Consider the following 17,463-nt stretch of genomic DNA (forward strand, 5'->3'; position numbering starts at 1 on the left):
TCCGGCAAGGATCCTGCGACATTTCAATGTTTCAGATACCGGTTGCCCGGCGGGTGAAGGCCACGATAGGCCTTCGAGGGTTCTAGCCTTCGACCGTGATGCCCATGGAGCGGGCGGTGCCGGCGATGATCAGGGCAGCAGCCTTGATGTCGTTGGCGTTCAGGTCTTCCATCTTGGTGGAAGCAATTTCCTCAACCTGTGCCTGGGTCAGCTTGGCAACCTTGACGGTGTGCGGGGTAGCCGAACCCTTGGCGACGCCTGCAGCCTTCTTGATGAGCTCTGCAGCCGGCGGGGTCTTGGTGATGAAGGTGAAGGAACGGTCCTCGTAGACCGTGATTTCAACCGGGATAACGTTTCCGCGCTGGGATTCCGTTGCAGCGTTGTACGCCTTGCAGAATTCCATGATGTTGACACCGTGCTGGCCAAGTGCAGGACCGATCGGCGGAGCCGGGTTAGCGGCACCTGCCTGGATCTGCAGCTTGATGAGGCCGGTGACCTTCTTCTTGGGAGCCAATGTAGGGTCCTTCTCTCAATAGCTTCCTGGGACACAGGAGCGCGTCCCAGGTTGGTGGCCGCCATGGCGAGGCGGCCGGCCGCTCCCGAACTGCTAAGCAGGCAGGACAGGAGCGAAATTTTGGAATCAGCTAGATCTTGGTGACCTGGTTGAATGCGAGCGTCACCGGGGTTTCGCGCTCGAAGATCGAGACCAGAACCACCAGGGTCTGGGACTCGGGCTTGATTTCGGAGATCGTTGCCGGAAGGGTCTCGAACGGACCTTCCTTGACGATGACCGACTCGCCGACCTCGAAGTCGACGGCCACGGGGGCCTGGTTCTGCTTGTTGACCGGCTTGCCCTGCTCTGCCTGCTCTTCTTCGAAGACCGGGGCGAGCATGGAGAAGACCTCGTCAAGGCGGAGCGGGACCGGGTTGTGGGCGTTGCCCACGAAGCCGGTAACACCGGGGGTGTGACGGACGGCGCCCCACGAGGCGTCGGTCAGGTCCATGCGGACCAGGACGTAACCGGGGATGCGGACGCGGTTGATAACCTTGCGCTGCGCATTCTTGATCTCGACGACCTCTTCCATGGGCACCTGGATCTCGAAGATGTAATCTTCCATGTCCAGGGTCTGGATGCGGGTCTCAAGGTTGGCCTTGACGCGGTTTTCGTAACCGGCGTAGGAGTGGATGACGTACCAGTCACCCTCCTGGCGGCGCAGCTTGGCCTTGAACTCCTCCGCGGGATCAGCAGGCGCTGCTGCAGCAGCGGCAGCCAGCTGGTCGCCGTCGGACTCTTCCGCGGTCTCGACGTCGGCAGCCTCGCCGGACGCGTCATCGGACTCTTCATCCACGTCGGACTCGAAGTCCTCTTCGGAATCCTCAGAGTCGACGTCGGCAGATTCGGGCGCAGCGGAATCGACCTCGGACTCTTCCGCGACAATTGCCGTGGCGTCGGCTGAGTCCTCGGCGGATTCGCCCAGCTCAGTCTCGTTTACCTCGAGCTCCTGCTCAGACACTTGGTCTCCTGCTTCCTCATTGCCTAACATGCCTATTTAAATGGCTCAATTCCGCAAACCCCGCAAAATTCCCGGCGAACCAAGGGATTTCACACAGTTTGCGGACAGATCCGCTTAGCGGTCCGTAGCGCCTGACCCACCGAAGACCCAGCTGACTCCCGTGCCGAAGGCGAGATCCAGAAGGGTGACGATGACCATCATGATGACCACGAACACCAGCACCACGAGCGTGTAATTGATCAGTTCCTTGCGGGTGGGTGCAACGACCTTCTTCAGCTCGCCGATGATCTGGCGTACGAAGAGTGCAATACGGGCGAAGAAGCCGCGATCGGCTTTCTTGGCGGGACGGCCCTTCGAGCTGCTGGCAGCTGTTTCGGTCACCTGGTCCTCACTCACCTTGCAAAGTCGTTGACCCGACTCTGATCAGAGCCATGGTTGCTGCGCGTGCCCCGGCGTTTCCGCCGGAACAGCTTGCGCAGGGCAGACAGGACTCGAACCTGCAACCTGCGGTTTTGGAGACCGCTGCGCTACCAATTGCGCCACTACCCTATGGATCGAATCCATGTTTCAGGCCGCACTTCAGCCTGTGATGCTTTTCAACACCGGTGAACCAGTCTACGCAAGAATTTCGCGATAGTCGAACCGGCCTTGTTCCGGACCTCCCTGTCCCCTTTTCGGCCTGTGACCAGCATTATCAGTCACAAAGCCAGGTGGGCACGCGGGAGCTCCGCAGAACAGCATAAGGTAGTTTACGTCGAATCCCATCATCCAGCCCACGAGCTGCCTGCGAAGAACGGTACATAGATGTCTGCCGGAACAACTGCCGCCCGCATTTCACAGCGAATCTCAGCCATTGCCGAGTCCGCCACCCTTGCCGTTGACGCCAAGGCCAAGGCACTGAAGGCCGCGGGTCGTCCCGTGATTGGTTTCGGTGCCGGCGAACCGGATTTCCCCACCCCCGACTACATCGTCCAGGCAGCCATCGAGGCAGCCGGGCAGCCGAAGTACCACCGCTATTCCCCAGCGGGCGGGCTTCCGGAGCTGAAGAAGGCCATCGCGGAGAAGACCCTCCGCGACTCGGGCTACAAGGTCGATCCCGCCCAGGTCCTGGTGACCAACGGCGGCAAGCAGGCCGTGTACAACACCTTTGCCACCCTGGTGGATCCGGGCGACGAAGTCATCATCCCCACCCCGTTCTGGACCACCTACCCGGAGGCAATCCGCCTGGCCGGCGGCGTGCCAGTCGAGGTTTTCGCCGGGCCGGAGCAGGGCTACCTGGTGACCATCGAGCAGCTTGAAGCAGCTGTCACGGACAAGACCAAGATCCTCCTGTTCGTTTCCCCCTCCAACCCGACCGGCGCCGTCTACAGCCCGGAGCAGGTTGCGGAGATCGGCAAGTGGGCGGCATCCAAGGGCCTGTGGGTCGTCACGGACGAAATCTACGAGCACCTGACCTACGACGGCGTCCAGTTCACCTCCATCGCCACGGCCGCTCCGGAGCTTGGCGACAAGGTGGTCATCCTCAACGGCGTTGCCAAGACCTATGCCATGACCGGCTGGCGCGTCGGCTGGATGATCGGCCCTGCCGACGTCATCAAGGCCGCTACCAACCTGCAGTCGCACGCCACGTCCAACGTCTCCAACATTATGCAGATCGCAGCCGCCGCTGCCCTCACGGGTCCGCTGACCGCCGTCGACGAAATGAAGGTGGCCTTCGACCGGCGCCGCAAGGCGATCGTCGCCGGACTCAACGCGATTGACGGCGTTGAATGCCCGACGCCGACCGGCGCCTTCTACGTGTACGCGGACGTCCGCGGTCTGCTGGGCAAGGAATTCGAAACCTCGAACGGCCCGGTCCGGCCGAGCACCTCGGCTGAACTCGCCGCGCTCATCCTCGACGAAGTCGAAGTAGCCGTGGTTCCGGGCGAGGCGTTCGGCCCCTCCGGCTACGTCCGCCTTTCCTACGCATTGGGCGACGACGACCTCGCTGAAGGTGTCCGCCGCATCCAGGAATTCCTGGGCAAGGCCAAGTAGCAAGCAGCCAACGCAAACGCTCTTCCACCGTGACAGGTGGAAGAGCGTTTGCGTTTAAGGCTTGGGATGTGAGCAAGCGTTGGGAAATCCCCCGCGGGATGTGAGCCAGCGTCAGAGGAGGCGTCGCTCCGCTGCCCACTTGGTGAGTTCATGGCGGCTGGAGAGCTGGAGTTTCCGCAGGACGGCTGAGACGTGCGTTTCCACTGTCTTGACGGAGATAAACAGCTCCTTGGCAACTTCCTTGTAGCTGTATCCCCTGGCGATGAGCCGCATGACTTCGAGTTCCCGGGCGGAGAGCTTGTCCAGTTCATCATCCGCGATGTCCGCCGGAGCCGTTCCGAAGGCGTCCAGCACGAATCCTGCGAGCCGGGGAGAAAACACGGCATCTCCATCGGCAACCCGGATCACGGCGTCGGAAATTTCCTTGCCGGAAATGGTCTTGGTGACGTAGCCGCGGGCGCCGGCCCGGATCACCGAAACCACGTCCTCCGCTGCGTCGGACACGCTCAGGGCCAGGAAACTGGTGGTACCCAGCAAGGCGGACGAACCGGCGATGACCTCGCGGCCGCCGCCGCCCAGGCCACCGGGAAGGTGAACATCCAGGAGCACTACCCCGGGGCGGGTCTCGGCGATTACTGCGATGGCCTGCTCCACCGTTCCGGCTTCGCCCACTACGTCCATGCGTGCGTCAAGATCGGCCTTCAGCCCGGAGCGGAAAATGGTGTGGTCATCCACGATCACCACCCGCACAGTGCGTCCCGGACCACCATCAGGATTGATCGTCATTGCTTCATTTCTCCGTTCCGGACTTCACTGTTTCGGGCCTCACTCATGAAAGCTTCACCTTTCCGCTGCTCATTCGCCTCCGAAGGTGCTGACGGAAGGGCCAAGCGGACTTCCGTGCCGTCGCTGCTGCTGTTGATGACCGCGGTTCCACCGTGCCGTTTCATCCGGCCGATGATTGATTCCTTGACGCCCAGGCGATCGTCGGGCACGGCGTCAAGGTTGAAACCGGGGCCGCGGTCCTTGATGAAGATCTCAGTGTTGCCGTCAGTGCTCTCAAGGTAGACCGATACCGTCCCGCCACCGTGCCGGGCCGCGTTGAGCATCGCTTCCCTGGCCGCTTGCACCAGGGCCTCGTGCCGTTCCGTCATTTCGGTATCGCCCACGGTGACCACTTCCACCGCATTGCCGTGGGAGTCCTCCACTTCGGCTGCGATCGCCTTGATCCGTTCAGCCAGGAGGCCCGTTTCCTTGGCGGGGTCGCTGAAGAGCCAGGTCCGGAGTTCGCGTTCCTGCGCGCGTGCCAAGCGGACCACGTCCTGTTCGGATCCCGCCCGCCGCTGGATCAGTGCGAGGGTCTGGAGCACTGAGTCGTGCAGATGGGCGGCGATTTCAGCGCGCTCGGTCTCCCGGACACGGCCGGCCCGTTCTGTTTCGAGGTCCTTCCAGAATTTCAGCCCCCAGGGCAGCAACACCAAGGCAACGCCGCCCAGGACAGCCACGGAGGCCAGCAGGGCAAGCCAGGTCTGTTCCCAGGAACCCGAACCGGACACCATCACCAGGACGCCTGCCACAACCAGCGCCAGGCCTGCTGCGAGACGGACCCAGCCACCGGCTTGGTCGGCCTTCGTCTTGTCCACCAGGCCGGCCCTGCGGGTTTCGTCCAGCTGCATCCAGGCAATCGCCGCACCACCGAGGATGGCTGCTACCGGAATCAGAGTGCCCAAGGGGACGTCGACCCCGAATTGGCGGGCGATCAGAATGGCAGCAACCAGAAGCAGCGCGGCACCGAGGAGGATCTCCTTGCCGTATTGAATCTTCCGGAACGAGAACCACGATGCCAGGGCGCTGCCGTCCCACCAACCTCCGGGCGGGTTTGCGCCTGCGTCCGGAGCTGTTGCGGCGGGACCTGTGGCTCCGGTGGCCGCCGACCCGCCGCCCGGAGCACCAGCCACCGCCGGTCCGCTGAAAGCCGCCGGTGCGGCGCCGGCGTCGTACGCCCTTGGCGCTTGGGCGGTGTCAATGCTTCCAGGGGCCACAGGCGGCAGGCTCACGGCAGGAGCAATGGGCGACGCCGGTCGGCGGGCATTGCGCTTGGCGTTCTCATCCGCGGTGGGAACCATGGTCCACAGCCATGCATAGAACGCCACACCTGCCCCGCCGGCAAAACTGGCCAGCACCATGCCAAGCCGCACAAACTTGACCGGCCACCCCAGGTGATCCGCCAGGCCGCTGCAGACGCCCGCGATCATGCGGTCGCTGCTGCGGACCAGCGGGGGGCGTTCAACGGCGGTTCTCATGTACCAATCCAAGCACGGATCAGGGTTCCCCGAACCGGATTCCGGCAGGGTCAGGGGCTCTCTCAGGGATCATTCAGGGTATCCCCCAGTAGAGGGCATGTGGGCCCGGGCGGCAGGATCGAAGTATGAACGCGAACAGCATGAACCCAGAGGAACCCGGAGCGTCCGGCACCGCCGGCCCGTCCGGCTCCAGCGACACCGCCGGCTCGTCCGGCTCCAGCGCTTCCACCGGAGCTTCCGGATCACCTTCCGGGGCGTCGGACCAGCCCACTGCCGGAGCGTCTGCGGGCACCGGCCCTGCTGCCGGGACCTACGCGCCGGCGGAGGACGCTCCCCAGGCGCCCCAACAGAACTTCTTCGATTGGATCCGGGACCAGGGCATCCGCCGTGGACCTGACCGTTGGATCGGCGGGGTTGCCAGTGGTGTAGCCCACCGGTTCGGCATTGATCCGTTGATCGTGCGCGGAATCTTCATTGTCCTTGCGCTCTTTGCCGGGGTCGGGGTCCTCCTCTACGGCATCGCGTGGGCACTCCTGCCCGAACCGGATGGCCGGATCCACGTCCAGGAGGCAGGCGCCGGACGGTGGTCGGGTGGAATGACAGGTGCTCTGATCACGGTCATCATCGGACTTCCAAGCCTGGGCCGCGGTTTCTGGGGATGGGGCTGGAACGGGCTTCCCGGCCTGTTCTGGACGCTTTTCTGGATGGGCGGTGTCTTCTACCTCATCTACTTCCTGGTCCAGCGGAACAAAGCGTCGAAAGGAGCCGCGCCCATGAGCCCGCAGAACTACGCGGCCGCACCTGGCGGAACCGCAGCGTACGGTGCTCCTGCCTCCTACCCGGCCACGGGAACCAATGCCGGCGTACCTGTCTACGGTGCGGGCACGCCTGCGGGATCACGCAGCGGAGCTTACGGTCCGGGCAGTTACGGTCCGGGCAATTACGTTTCCGGGCCGACCCCTCCTTCAGGTCCGCGTCCTCCGTTCGGCCCCACTCCGCCGCAGGGCCCTACTCCGCCGCAGGGGTGGGAACAAAAACCGGCCACACCCAAACGCAAGGGACCCGGCGCGGCCATCGTCGCAGTGTCTGCCGGTGCAGCGCTCCTGGCCGGCGGCACGTTGAAAGCGCTCGACGCCGGCAACGTCATTGATCTGGGCAACACCGCCAACGCCGTGGTGTGGGCGACCGGTGCTGCCGTGCTGGGTCTGGGCATCCTGGTCGCGGGACTTCGGGGACGGACATCCGGCCTCCTTGGCTTCCTGGCCGTCGTAGCCCTGATCGTTGGCGGAATCTTCAATGTAGTTCCCCGGAATGGCGATCGCTGGACCTTCCACGACGTCAACTGGGCACCGACAAGCCTGGAACAGGCACGCCAGGGCATCAGCGTCACCGGAGCCAAGGGAACTGTTGACCTGAGCAATGTCACCACCACGCCGCCGCTGATCTCCGAGGTCCTGGTCCCGGTGGACGCAACCGCCAGCAATGTCACGGTCATCATCCCGGACGATGTTCCCGTCGAGGTCAAGGCAGACATGACTTTCGGCAACCTCAACGAACGCGGCGCAGACCGCGGTGGCCGGCTCCAGGACGACAGCACCCTCTACAACACCGGGAAACCCGGGGCCAACCTCGTAGTGGAAATCGACGGAACCTTCAGCAACGTGACCATCAAGGAAGGAAACTGACATGAGCACGAACGAGCCCTTCACGACCCCCGGATCGCAGCCCACCGAGCCACTGCCCAAGGAAACCCGCCCTACGGAAGCCCTGCCGAAGCCCGGTCTCCAGCCGATCCCCCTCACACCGCCTTTGGAGCCCAGCTTCCGGGTGGAACACCAAGAGGAGGACGAACCCAGGCAGGCCCGCATTGGAACCGTAGTGTGGGGTCTGATCGTGGTGGCCCTGGCGGCACTGATCATCATCTCCACTCTTGGCTGGGTGTCATTGAACGGTACCTATGTGCTGATAGGCCTGATGATCGGAGCCGGGGCCGCACTGGTGGTCGGCGGACTCCTCTCGGCCCGTAAGGGCTCCGCGAAATCCAAGAGCCCTGCCCCGTGATCCACCCGATCCATCCGATCCACGTGACAAAGCAACCACAACAGGGAAGTGTGTAGCCATGGACAAGTTCTTCAGCATCGTCAGGGGCTTCGGCCTGAAGCGGGGACCACAACGCTGGCTGGGTGGCGTGTGCGGAGGCATCGCCGCGAAGCTCAGGGTGGATGTGGCTTACGTCCGGGTGGCCTTCCTGCTCTTCTGCCTGCTCCCCGGGCCGGCAGTGGTGGTGTACATCCTCGGCTGGCTCATCCTTCCGGACCAGAACAACAAGATCGCCCTCGAATCCTTCATCAGCCAACGCTCCCGGTAACCATTCGGGCAAACCTGCCGAACCCGGACAGAACATGAAGCGCCCCGCCGGCCCGGCGGGGCGCTTTTCGCTGATTTCGGCCATGTTTCCAGCACCGCACATCCGTGCTCGAAGGTAACCGTTTGTGTCCTACCCCACAGGCCCGTCTACAATCATGGGGAGCTCAGCGTGGCGCTCTTGCACGTATTCCTCCAAGCCATGAGTGAGCAAACATGAAAATTGGCATTCTTACCAGCGGTGGCGACTGCCCCGGACTCAACGCAGTGATCCGGGGAGCAGTCCTCAAAGGCATTGCCATCCACGGCCAGGAATTCGTCGGCTTCCGCGACGGCTGGCGCGGTGTGGTTGAAGGCGATGTCATAGACATCCCCCGCACCATGGTCCGCGGTATCGCCAAGCAAGGTGGAACCATCCTGGGTACTTCCCGGACGAACCCGTTCGAAAACGGCGGCGGTCCGGATGTCATCAAAGCCCACATGGAACGTCTGGGCATTGACGCCATCATCGCCATTGGAGGTGAGGGAACCCTGGCTGCGGCAAAGCGCCTCACCGACGCCGGCCTGAAAATCGTTGGCGTGCCCAAGACCGTGGACAACGACCTCGATGCCACTGACTACACCTTCGGCTTCGACACCGCAGTCCAGATCGCGACCGAAGCCATCGACCGGCTCCGCACCACCGGCGAGTCGCACCACCGCTGCATGATCGCGGAGGTCATGGGACGGCACGTTGGCTGGATTGCCCTCCACGCGGGCATGGCAGCGGGCGCCCACGCGATCCTGATTCCGGAGCAGAAAGCCAGCATCGAACAGATCACGGAGTGGGTACAGGAAGCCCACGACCGTGGCCGCGCCCCTTTGGTGGTTGTGGCAGAGGGCTTCGTCCCGGACCACATGGAATCCCCGCACTCCGAGCGCGGACTGGATACGTTCGGCCGGCCCCGTCTGGGTGGCATCGCCGACCAGCTGGCCCCCGAGATCGAGGCCCGTACAGGCATTGAAACCCGTGCCACCATCCTCGGTCACATCCAACGCGGTGGCGTGCCTACGGCCTACGACCGCGTCCTGGCTACCCGGCTCGGCATGGCTGCCATCGACTCCGTGGTCGAAGGCCGCTGGGGCACCATGGTTGCCCTCAAGGGCACGGATATCTCGCATGTGGGCTTCGAGGAAGCCCTCGGCAAGCTCAAGACCGTGCCGCAGCACCGCTACGACGAAGCATCGGTCCTGTTCGGCTAGGCTGAATCCATGACTCTGGAGCCCACGTCCGCTGCAATCATCCAGCTGGCGTGGGCTCGCCATTTGGGGCTCGACGACGACGCTTTCGCCGGCGCCGCTGCCGCACTCGCCCCTGAAGGGACTGCTCCGGGCGACCCCGACGCCAGGATCATCCGCGTTGACGACTCAGCCCGCGCACTGGTTTTCCTGCGGCTGTTCGGGGTGTCGGCCCTGGTGGGTCCGCAGTGGGCAATGGACGCGGCGGAGGGAATCCCCGATACCGAGTTGGCCCAGCACGTGACATTGTTGACGCTGACGCGGTCGCACGGCGGGCACGGACTTGGCTCGTCGGCCCTGTTCTTCGCAGATGATCTTCCCCTGCAACAGCCGTCCGAAGACCTCACGGTTTCCCACGGCAATCCCGAGGCCATCAGCCTGGAAGGTCTATGCCCTCCCGACGATGTGAATGAAGTGGGACTCCAAAACCTGGAGCACCGCTTCACCATCATGCATCCGGAAGAGGAGCAACCCACCCCTGTGGCCTGCGGCGCCTACTCCGAGTGGGAGGGAATCCTGGCCAACATGGGAGTGCTGGTGGCTCCCCCGTGGCGCAGGCGCGGAATCGGAAGGTTGGCTGCTTCGATCGCCGCCCACGAAGCACTTGCTGCCGGACTGACCCTGCAATGGAAGGCAGATGTGAGCAACACCGGAGCACTCGCGATGGCCCGCAGCCTTGGCTTCGCCACGGGCGGGCTTCACGCGAGCGTGCTCCTCGGCTGATTCCGCCCGGAGTTTTGTACAGCCAATGCCCTTCGGGGAGTCTCCCCCAGGACATCGGCCGGACAAAGACTCCACGCTTAGCGCTGGAGTTCGGCGTCGGCCGTTTCAGCCTGGGCAGGAGCCTTCGCGCCCCAACCGGAAACGGACTTCGGTTTGCCGAAGAACAGAGCGACGACTGCGCCCAGCAGGATCGCGAAGGCCGGCAGCATGATGGACTGGCTCATCGCCGTCGAGAATCCCGCGTGCAGGAATTCCGGCAAAGTGCCGCCCATGGAGACCTCGCCGACCGGCGCGCCTGCTGGTGCGGCCGGGAGCTCAGCCGCCAGGCGTGACTGGATCAGGGCAGCGATCGCAGCCGAACCCAGCACGGCACCGATCTGGCGCGTGGTGTTGAAGACGCCCGAGCCGGCACCGGCCTGGCGCGGTTCCAGGTTGCGGGTGGTGGCGTTGGACACTGGCCCCCAGATGAAGGCATTGGCAACACCCTGCAAGGCACTGGGCAGCAGGAACATCCAGATGGGAGTGTCCGGGCCCAGCAAGGAAGCGGTCCAGAACAGGGCTCCGGAGAGGCAAAGCAGGCCGAAGGATGCGAACCATCGGGGGTTGGCCCGGTCGATCAGCTTGCCCACGAAGGGCGCCAGGGCACCTGAGATCACTGCCATAGGGATCATGAGCAGGGCCGACTGGGTCGGCGTCAGGCCCCGGACTGTCTGGTAGTAGAAGATGGTGGGCAACGGGAACGCTGTCACCGTGAAGCCGACTGCCATGATGGTGGTGTTGCCCAGGGAGAAGTTGCGTTCCTTGAACAGTCCCAGGGGAAGCAGCGGTTCACCTCCGCGGCGTTCGAGGATCCACTGCCAGAGGACAAAGACCACGAGAACCGCGAGACCGGTGATGATCAGGCCCCACACCGAAATGAACCCAGTCACAGTGCCCCACTTGTAGGTCTGGCCTTCCTGGATTCCGAATACCAGCAGGAACATGCCGACGGCGGAAAGCAGCACGCCCAGAACGTCGAAGGAGTGGCTGTGCGTGGTCAGTTTGGGTACGAACCGCATGACCAGGATGAAAGCCACAAGACCGATCGGGACGTTGACGAAGAAGATCCACTCCCAGCCGAGGCTGTCGACCAGCACGCCGCCCAGGATGGGGCCCACCAGTACGGCCATGCCTGCAGTGGCTCCCCACAGGCCCATGGCGGCACCGCGCCGGTCCGGCGGGAAGATACGCGTGATGACGGCCATGGTCTGGGGAGTCATCATGGCGGCACCGAGTCCTTGCACCGCCCTGGCAGCGATCAGCATGGTCACGTCGCCGGAAAGGCCGCACCACAGCGAGGCCAGGGTAAAGACCACCAAGCCGATGAGGTACAGGTTCTTGGGTCCGAAGCGGTCACCAAGCCTGCCGGTGATGAGAAGGGGTACTGCATAGGCCAGCAGGTAGGCGCTGGTGACCCAGATAACGGCGTTGATGTCAGTATTGAGGCCTTCCATGATCCGCGGATTCGCGACCGACACAATGGTGGTGTCGATGAGGATCATGAAGAAGCCAACCACGAGTGACCACAGTGCGGGCCATGGCTTAGCTATGTTTTCCAAGGGATTCCTTTGGCTTGTTTGAAAGTCCGGTGAGGGCAGGGCGGGGTTCATCCCAAGGCAGCTGCCCGGTGCCCAACTCCTCAAGGAGACCGCGGATCCACGCGATCTCGGTTCGAAGCATGGCTTGCTGATAAGTGATGTCGATCCAGTATTTGCGGTCCAGCCCCTTGGCCGTCACGGCCTCCTCGGCATGGACCAGGAAGTCGAGGTCGGCGTTCAAGGCGACCAGCCGGTCCTCCAAGAGGCCGGTCACCACCTCCGCGGGGAGGTGGTGCGCTTCGGCAATGGCATGGGGAAAGACGGGGTATTCGTTGACGGGAGCAGCGAGCATGGCCTGGAGCCGCGCGTCCAATGCCGCATGTCCAGCCTCCGTAATCCGATACGTGGTCCGCTCGGGGCGGTTGCCTTCGCGCTCCGTCCCTGTCGCCTCCACGAGTCCGTGTTCCTCAAGCCGTCCGACCGCGTGATAGAGCGTGCCCGGACGGACTTTGACCAACCGGTCCTCGTGACGGGCCATCAGCACCTGGTACATCTCGTAGGGATGCATGGGTTGCTCGGCGAGAAGCGCCAATGACGCAACGCCCAACGGCGTCAACTCAGCACTTTTGGCCACAGCCTGCTCCTCCCATCAAGAATATTCCACAACAACTATTCCACGTGGAGTAATCAGGTGCAAGTAAACCCCGGCTGCTGCTGCGGCCGGGGTTTACCTGGAAAGCCCGGTCAGCCCAGGAGGGCCAGGATTTCCGTGCGGGCGAACATCGAGGCGGCGTCGCGCGCGCTGGGCGTACCGGCGTCGGGATCCGCTCCCGCATCCAACAGGGCCCTGGCGACCCCGGTATATCCCTTGAAAACGGCGCCTGCGAGAGGCGTCTGTCCGCGGTCGTTCGCAGCGTTGACATCGGCACCATGGTGGATGATCAACTGCACGGCGTCCTCATGTCCGTGGTAGGCCGCGAGCATCAACAGCGAATCCCCTGCCGCGTTGGTGAGGGTGGCGGGGGCTCCGGCGTTCAGATAGCCCCGCAGCAACTCCGTGTTTCCCTCACGGGCGGCGTCGAACAGGGCATGGGCCAGAGCCAGCGTCTCCTCATCGGGGCCTGTCTGGTCGTTTGTGGCAGCAGGGCCATCGCTTGGGGTCATCGGTGGGGTCCCTTCAGGAATCCGGTCTGGCGCCCGACAACCTGTCCGGCGTCGGGGGCGACGATCACTTCCTGGGCTGCGATGTAAGGCTCCTCGCCGTCCATCACCGTGAGGGTTTCCTCCGCGGAAACGGACCGCTTGATCACGGCCAACGCCACAGGGCCCATCTCGAAGTGCTGCGCCACCGATGTCAGAGTACCCACCTTGCGTTCCCCGGCAAATACAACACTGCCCACAGCCGGCAAGGTGTGCTGGGAACCATCGAGCTGAAGGAACACCAGCCGCCTCGGCGGGTGCCCGAGATTGTGGACCCGGGCGATGGTTTCCTGGCCCTTGTAGCAACCCTTGTTCAGGTGCACCGAGGTGCGCAGCAGATCCAGTTCATGCGGAATCGTCTTCTCATCGGTCTCCGCGCCCAGACGGGGCCGCCAGGCAGCCACCCTCAACGCGTCCGCTGCCATGGATCCGGCCAGCGGGAGGCCCTCCACCGCGGTCTCAAGCTCAGCTGCGGGAACAAGGAATTCGTACCAGGGCCGCTCCAGCCCGGGGTGGGATTCCTCCGGCACGATGCTGTACGCGTAACCCCCAGGACCCACGCGCGGCCACGGATCCTCCCACACAAGGCGGGAGGAGAACTGCTCCAGCGGTTTGGTGGCCCCCACCACGGCCCACTGCTCCGAGACGTCGTCGATCTCCACCCGGAGCATGAACTTCATTTTGTTCAGCCAGTCAGCCAGGGGCGCCGCTTCGGCTGCTTCGACGATCAGCCAGGTGGTCCCGCCGTCGTCAATGACGCGGGCGTCGAACTCGATGCGCCCTTGGACGCTCAACAACAAAAGTTCGCTGGAGACGCCCGGCTGCAGGTTGGTGAGCTGCTGGGAGGACAGCGTGTTCAGCCAGCTCAGGCGGTCCGGTCCGGCCACGGTCACCACGCCGCGGTGGGACAGATCCACGACGGCGGTGCCCGCTGCCAAAGCGCGCTGCTCACGCAACGGTTCGCCGTAGTGTGCCGCGACGCCTTCGTCCAGACCGGTATCTTCAACGGCGCCAGGGCGCGACAACAGAGGGCTCTTGTAAGTCATATGTAGTAGAAGTCCTTGCGGCTCAGGGGTATTCCGGGTTGGGCAATATTTCGCTTCAGCGGTATTCCGGGTTATCAAAATCGAACCGCGTGCCGGCCTTCCACTCTTCGGGCAGGTTGCCGTAGGCGGGAATGCCCCCGGCATCACGCAGGAGCTTGGCCATATGGAGCAGGTTCCAGGTCATGAAGGTGGTGTTCCTGTTAGTAAAATCACTCTCCGGGCCACCGGATCCTTCGTCCAAATAGCTGGGTCCCGGTCCCACAGCACCGATCCAGCCGGCATCGGCCTGGGGCGGAATGGTGAAACCGATGTGCTGGAGACTGTAGAGCACGTTCATGGCACAGTGCTTGATGCCGTCCTCGTTGCCGGTGATCAGGCAACCGCCCACCTTGGGGTAGAAAGCCCACTGCCCCTTGCTGGTCAGCTCACCGGAGTGGGCATACAGCCGCTCAATGAGTTTCTTGGTCTGGGAGGAGTTGTCGCCCAACCAAATGGGACCCGCAACCACCACGATGTCAGCGTCACGGACAACGGGATAGAGTTCCGGCCATTCGTCTGTCTTCCAGCCGTGTTCACGCATGTCCGGATAGACGCCGCTGGCGATGTCGTGGTCCACGGTGCGGATAAGGCGTGTCGTGACGCCTTGCTTTTCCATGATGTCCCGGCTGATCCGGATCAGGCCATCGGTGTTGCTGAGCTGCGGTGAGGGCTTCAGGGTGCCGTTGAAGAAGACGGCCTTAAGGCCCTCGTAGCCGCCTGGTTTGGGGTGATCGGTCACTTTCTGCTCCTTCTGCCTGGCGTGCTGCGCGGAACGTACGGTGAACCCTTTGGGTCAGGAAACCTTGTGCAGGAACGCCGATGCGTGGGCTTCGAGGGTCTTGCCGTTGGCTGCGACATCCCAGCGCCACAGGAGGTTGCCGTCCACCAAGCCGAAGATCCGGGTGGCTGCAGTGTATTCCTTGGAGTGGCTCCCGCGCATCACCATGTCGGTGCTCAGCTGGATCTGGGGTCCCTTGATCTGGCCGTAGTAAAGCTCGGTGATGCCGCCGGGGTGGGCGATCGAGACGGAGATATCGAATCCGCCGTCCTTGTTGCGGCGCTCTTCGACTTCATCTGCCGTTTTGAGAACGGGGACGATGTCCGCCGGGATCAGTCCAGGGCCGCCGTCGCCTTCCTCAAGTTTCCGCTCCAACGCCCAGAACCCGGTCTCCACCGTCAACGGACGCAACTTTGCGCCGGCGTCGTCGCTGATCCAGGTCTCGGCCCGGTATTGCAGGTACGGCAGGCCGTTGTGGGTGAACGAAACGTGCTGGACGAAATGTTCCGAATCCTCGTCGCCGCTGCCGAGCCGGCCGCGGCCCTCCCACTCACCAATGAGCCAGGAAAGGGGAACGAGTTCGGGCGTCAGATCTGTCGGGATCTCAATAGGCACAACAGTTACCTCGGTTGGGCTGCAGAACCAGAAAGCTTACTTCTGGCCCTTGAAAAGGCGGTAGACAACAAATCCTGCAAACCACGCCATGGCGATGCTGGCCAAGCCAAGGAGAACGAGGAAGAAGATTTCAAATGCGAGTACAGACATGATGCAATCCTAACCGCTAGTAGATGAGTAGTTTGTCTATGAAGTAAGCCAAGGCGCCCACGGCCCAGACCGGGGCCACGCCCATTCCAACAGCTGCCGGAATGTTAAGCCTCCCCCGCCTGAGGGTGGTCATGCGGCGGAAACACACCAGTACCGAACCCACCACGACACCCACCAAGGCAGCGGGCAGCACAGCGATGTCCGAGAAAACGAGGCCGGCGAGGGGACCCATGAGGCCCGCCATGACCACTCCGAGCGGCGCCACGATGCGGTCCGGCCAACGGATGATGCCTACCAACAGCGCAACGGCTGCGCTCAGGCCGGCAACGAGGACCATTTCCCTCACGCCGTTGAACCTGGCACCGGCTATCCAGCCTGCGCCCAGGCAGTTGAGCAGCACGCCGGCACTGCAGCCAAGCGTTGACTCCAGGCGTTGGGCCTGGCCCGTGCCCCGGACGAGTTGGACAATGAAGACGGCCATCACGCCAAGGGCAACAAAAGCCGGAGTTCCGTCAAGGAAGCCAGGGGCAGGCAGGTACGCGGCAGCTACTGCCGATCCCGCGCCAGCCAGTCCAATGACAGCTGCCAGCGTCTTCTTGGCCGGAACTCCCAGGAAATGCGGCCAGCCGATGCCTACTGCTGCAGACGCCACGATGCCCACGCCAACCATGGCTTCCCGGGAAACGAAGGTGCTGGCCACGATGGCTGCGAGCGCCACGAGTCCGAATACCCCGATGCTCCAAGACTTCACTGTGTGCCCGACCTCAATCCGATGCGCCTTCTACGGCCTCCCGACAATCCTGCCTTATACCGGCCCAATATGTCGTAATTCCCCTGCCAACCCGTCACGAATCCATGTGTCGCAGGGCACTGATGGGTATACTCAGACTTCAACAGCGCACTGTCCTGGCCTCGATCCCGTCACAACGGGCAAGGGCCGCGGGGCGCTGGGACCGGCCGGTGAAACTCCGGTTTCGACGCCCGATGATGCGCGTACAGCCCATTGGAGGAACTATGTCGCACATCCTGCTCCTGACGAACAGCACCGGCTCTTCGGTGGACATTTTGCCTGCCTTGGAGTTGTTGAACCACCGCGTGCACATCCTCCCGGCAGAACCAACCGCTTTGCTCGAAACCGATCCCACGGACATCGTCTTCCTTGATGCCCGCAAGGATCTGGTAGGAGCCCGCTCGCTGACGCAATTGCTCAAGGCAACCGGACTCAGCGCGCCGTTGATGCTGATCCTTACCGAAGGCGGCATGGCTGCTGTTTCTTCGGCCTGGGCCGTGGACGACATCGTGCTCGACTCCGCCGGACCTGCCGAGGTGGAAGCCCGCATCCGGCTGGCCATGGCGCGTGCCGTGCCCGGCGAGGAAGAAACCCAGACTGAGATCCGGGCCGCCGGCGTCGTTATTGACGAAGCAAGCTATACCGCCCGCGTCAGCGGCCAACCCCTGAACCTGACGTTCAAGGAGTTCGAGCTCCTGAAGTACCTGGCACAGCACCCCGGCCGCGTCTTCACCCGGCAGCAACTGCTGACCGAGGTCTGGGGCTATGACTACTACGGAGGCACCCGCACGGTGGACGTCCACATCAGGCGTCTTCGCGCCAAGCTCGGCGTGGACCATGAGAACCTCATCAGCACGGTCCGCAACGTCGGCTACAGGCTCACCCTGGTGCGGTTGCCCGACGACGAGCTCTCCGAAGCCTGACGGTTTAGACACAGGAACGGTTTAGACACAGGAAAGGCCGGGATCCACACGGATCCCGGCCTTTCTGCATTACTTGGTGGAGGACATACGGGTCGAACGTATCGAGGCCACCCCACTGGTGGATCCCCC

The 17,463-nt window shown here is 63.4% G+C and carries 19 protein-coding genes and 1 tRNA gene; 7 read left to right on the plus strand and 13 right to left on the minus strand.

Annotated elements, in window-relative coordinates:
- Positions 1-82: 82 nt before the first annotated feature.
- The 4 genes from rplK to ACNAOU_RS16235 all read right to left on the minus strand — a co-directional run bounded on the left by rplK (position 83) and on the right by ACNAOU_RS16235 (position 2,063).
- Positions 83-514 (minus strand): 50S ribosomal protein L11, encoded by a 432-nt coding sequence (gene rplK / locus ACNAOU_RS16220; protein ID WP_011775609.1) that lies wholly within the window; start codon positions 512-514, stop codon positions 83-85.
- 130 nt (positions 515-644) lie between these two features.
- Complete coding sequence (gene nusG / locus ACNAOU_RS16225; RefSeq protein WP_018776700.1) at positions 645-1,514, minus strand: transcription termination/antitermination protein NusG; 870 nt, start codon at positions 1,512-1,514, stop codon at positions 645-647.
- A 114-nt stretch (positions 1,515-1,628) separates the two neighbouring features.
- The gene (secE, locus tag ACNAOU_RS16230; protein ID WP_026267011.1) at positions 1,629-1,910 is read right to left on the minus strand and encodes a preprotein translocase subunit SecE; all 282 of its coding nucleotides are present in this window, start codon (positions 1,908-1,910) and stop codon (positions 1,629-1,631) included.
- A gap of 80 nt (positions 1,911-1,990) precedes the next feature.
- Positions 1,991-2,063, minus strand: a tRNA-Trp gene (locus tag ACNAOU_RS16235).
- Between the two features lie 255 nt (positions 2,064-2,318).
- On the opposite strand from ACNAOU_RS16235, the gene ACNAOU_RS16240 reads away from it, so the two are divergent.
- Entirely contained in the window at positions 2,319-3,548 is a 1,230-nt protein-coding gene (locus ACNAOU_RS16240) for a pyridoxal phosphate-dependent aminotransferase (RefSeq protein ID WP_039242412.1), read from the plus strand.
- A gap of 111 nt (positions 3,549-3,659) precedes the next feature.
- Here ACNAOU_RS16240 and ACNAOU_RS16245 read toward each other — a convergent pair whose 3' ends face one another.
- Together ACNAOU_RS16245 and ACNAOU_RS16250 are read right to left on the minus strand one after the other, a co-directional pair.
- The gene (locus ACNAOU_RS16245) at positions 3,660-4,334 is read right to left on the minus strand and encodes a LuxR C-terminal-related transcriptional regulator (RefSeq protein ID WP_422757228.1); all 675 of its coding nucleotides are present in this window, start codon (positions 4,332-4,334) and stop codon (positions 3,660-3,662) included.
- Entirely contained in the window at positions 4,331-5,851 is a 1,521-nt protein-coding gene (locus tag ACNAOU_RS16250) for a PspC domain-containing protein (RefSeq protein WP_018776704.1), read from the minus strand. Before ACNAOU_RS16250 ends, ACNAOU_RS16245 begins: the two co-directional genes overlap by 4 nt.
- A 125-nt stretch (positions 5,852-5,976) precedes the next feature.
- On the opposite strand from ACNAOU_RS16250, the gene ACNAOU_RS16255 reads away from it, so the two are divergent.
- The 5 genes from ACNAOU_RS16255 to ACNAOU_RS16275 all read left to right on the plus strand — a co-directional run bounded on the left by ACNAOU_RS16255 (position 5,977) and on the right by ACNAOU_RS16275 (position 10,216).
- Positions 5,977-7,536 (plus strand): PspC domain-containing protein, encoded by a 1,560-nt coding sequence (locus ACNAOU_RS16255; RefSeq protein ID WP_422757229.1) that lies wholly within the window; start codon positions 5,977-5,979, stop codon positions 7,534-7,536.
- Position 7,537: 1 nt separating this feature from the next.
- Complete coding sequence (locus tag ACNAOU_RS16260; RefSeq protein ID WP_055971654.1) at positions 7,538-7,912, plus strand: hypothetical protein; 375 nt, start codon at positions 7,538-7,540, stop codon at positions 7,910-7,912.
- 58 nt (positions 7,913-7,970) lie between these two features.
- Positions 7,971-8,219 carry a PspC domain-containing protein gene (locus ACNAOU_RS16265; protein WP_018776707.1) on the plus strand — a complete coding sequence of 83 codons (249 nt, stop codon included), beginning with the start codon at positions 7,971-7,973 and terminating at the stop codon, positions 8,217-8,219.
- A gap of 212 nt (positions 8,220-8,431) precedes the next feature.
- Positions 8,432-9,457: a 6-phosphofructokinase gene (locus ACNAOU_RS16270; RefSeq protein ID WP_018776708.1), complete on the plus strand. Its 1,026-nt coding sequence runs from the start codon at positions 8,432-8,434 to the stop codon at positions 9,455-9,457.
- A 9-nt stretch (positions 9,458-9,466) separates the two neighbouring features.
- Entirely contained in the window at positions 9,467-10,216 is a 750-nt protein-coding gene (locus tag ACNAOU_RS16275; protein ID WP_039242416.1) for a GNAT family N-acetyltransferase, read from the plus strand.
- 77 nt (positions 10,217-10,293) lie between these two features.
- On the opposite strand, the gene ACNAOU_RS16280 is transcribed toward ACNAOU_RS16275, so the two are convergent.
- From ACNAOU_RS16280 to ACNAOU_RS16310, 7 genes are all read right to left on the minus strand, one after another.
- Positions 10,294-11,814, minus strand: a complete 1,521-nt coding sequence (locus tag ACNAOU_RS16280) for a DHA2 family efflux MFS transporter permease subunit (RefSeq protein ID WP_055971651.1) — start codon at positions 11,812-11,814, stop codon at positions 10,294-10,296.
- Positions 11,798-12,427, minus strand: a complete 630-nt coding sequence (locus tag ACNAOU_RS16285) for a PadR family transcriptional regulator (protein WP_018776711.1) — start codon at positions 12,425-12,427, stop codon at positions 11,798-11,800. The genes ACNAOU_RS16280 and ACNAOU_RS16285 overlap by 17 nt, the downstream gene beginning before the upstream one ends.
- A gap of 110 nt (positions 12,428-12,537) precedes the next feature.
- The gene (locus tag ACNAOU_RS16290) at positions 12,538-12,957 is read right to left on the minus strand and encodes an ankyrin repeat domain-containing protein (protein WP_018776712.1); all 420 of its coding nucleotides are present in this window, start codon (positions 12,955-12,957) and stop codon (positions 12,538-12,540) included.
- Complete coding sequence (locus ACNAOU_RS16295) at positions 12,954-14,039, minus strand: YgfZ/GcvT domain-containing protein (protein WP_422757230.1); 1,086 nt, start codon at positions 14,037-14,039, stop codon at positions 12,954-12,956. The genes ACNAOU_RS16290 and ACNAOU_RS16295 overlap by 4 nt, the downstream gene beginning before the upstream one ends.
- A 55-nt stretch (positions 14,040-14,094) precedes the next feature.
- A complete protein-coding gene (locus tag ACNAOU_RS16300; RefSeq protein ID WP_422757231.1) occupies positions 14,095-14,817 on the minus strand; it encodes a flavodoxin family protein in 723 nt (240 codons plus the stop codon).
- Between the two features lie 54 nt (positions 14,818-14,871).
- Entirely contained in the window at positions 14,872-15,471 is a 600-nt protein-coding gene (locus ACNAOU_RS16305; RefSeq protein WP_018776715.1) for an FABP family protein, read from the minus strand.
- A gap of 166 nt (positions 15,472-15,637) precedes the next feature.
- Positions 15,638-16,372 carry a hypothetical protein gene (locus ACNAOU_RS16310; protein WP_039242423.1) on the minus strand — a complete coding sequence of 245 codons (735 nt, stop codon included), beginning with the start codon at positions 16,370-16,372 and terminating at the stop codon, positions 15,638-15,640.
- 263 nt (positions 16,373-16,635) lie between these two features.
- On the opposite strand from ACNAOU_RS16310, the gene ACNAOU_RS16315 reads away from it, so the two are divergent.
- A complete protein-coding gene (locus tag ACNAOU_RS16315) occupies positions 16,636-17,334 on the plus strand; it encodes a winged helix-turn-helix transcriptional regulator (protein ID WP_018776718.1) in 699 nt (232 codons plus the stop codon).
- The last annotated feature ends 129 nt before the right edge of the window (positions 17,335-17,463 follow it).

This window comes from Paenarthrobacter sp. C1, from assembly GCF_049315185.1.
Lineage (GTDB): Bacteria > Actinomycetota > Actinomycetes > Actinomycetales > Micrococcaceae > Arthrobacter > Arthrobacter nicotinovorans.

Excerpts from the sequence above, each read along its gene's own strand:
- ACNAOU_RS16265 (WP_018776707.1), top strand. The coding sequence starts at position 7,971 with ATGGACAAGTTCTTCAGCATCGTCAGGGGCTTCGGCCTGAAGCGGGGA.
- ACNAOU_RS16250 (WP_018776704.1), bottom strand. The coding sequence starts at position 5,851 with ATGAGAACCGCCGTTGAACGCCCCCCGCTGGTCCGCAGCAGCGACCGC.
- ACNAOU_RS16315 (WP_018776718.1), top strand. The coding sequence starts at position 16,636 with ATGTCGCACATCCTGCTCCTGACGAACAGCACCGGCTCTTCGGTGGAC.
- ACNAOU_RS16240 (WP_039242412.1), top strand. The coding sequence starts at position 2,319 with ATGTCTGCCGGAACAACTGCCGCCCGCATTTCACAGCGAATCTCAGCC.
- ACNAOU_RS16290 (WP_018776712.1), bottom strand. The coding sequence starts at position 12,957 with ATGACCCCAAGCGATGGCCCTGCTGCCACAAACGACCAGACAGGCCCC.
- ACNAOU_RS16260 (WP_055971654.1), top strand. The coding sequence starts at position 7,538 with ATGAGCACGAACGAGCCCTTCACGACCCCCGGATCGCAGCCCACCGAG.
- ACNAOU_RS16245 (WP_422757228.1), bottom strand. The coding sequence starts at position 4,334 with ATGACGATCAATCCTGATGGTGGTCCGGGACGCACTGTGCGGGTGGTG.
- ACNAOU_RS16270 (WP_018776708.1), top strand. The coding sequence starts at position 8,432 with ATGAAAATTGGCATTCTTACCAGCGGTGGCGACTGCCCCGGACTCAAC.
- ACNAOU_RS16295 (WP_422757230.1), bottom strand. The coding sequence starts at position 14,039 with ATGACTTACAAGAGCCCTCTGTTGTCGCGCCCTGGCGCCGTTGAAGAT.
- ACNAOU_RS16255 (WP_422757229.1), top strand. The coding sequence starts at position 5,977 with ATGAACGCGAACAGCATGAACCCAGAGGAACCCGGAGCGTCCGGCACC.
- ACNAOU_RS16275 (WP_039242416.1), top strand. The coding sequence starts at position 9,467 with ATGACTCTGGAGCCCACGTCCGCTGCAATCATCCAGCTGGCGTGGGCT.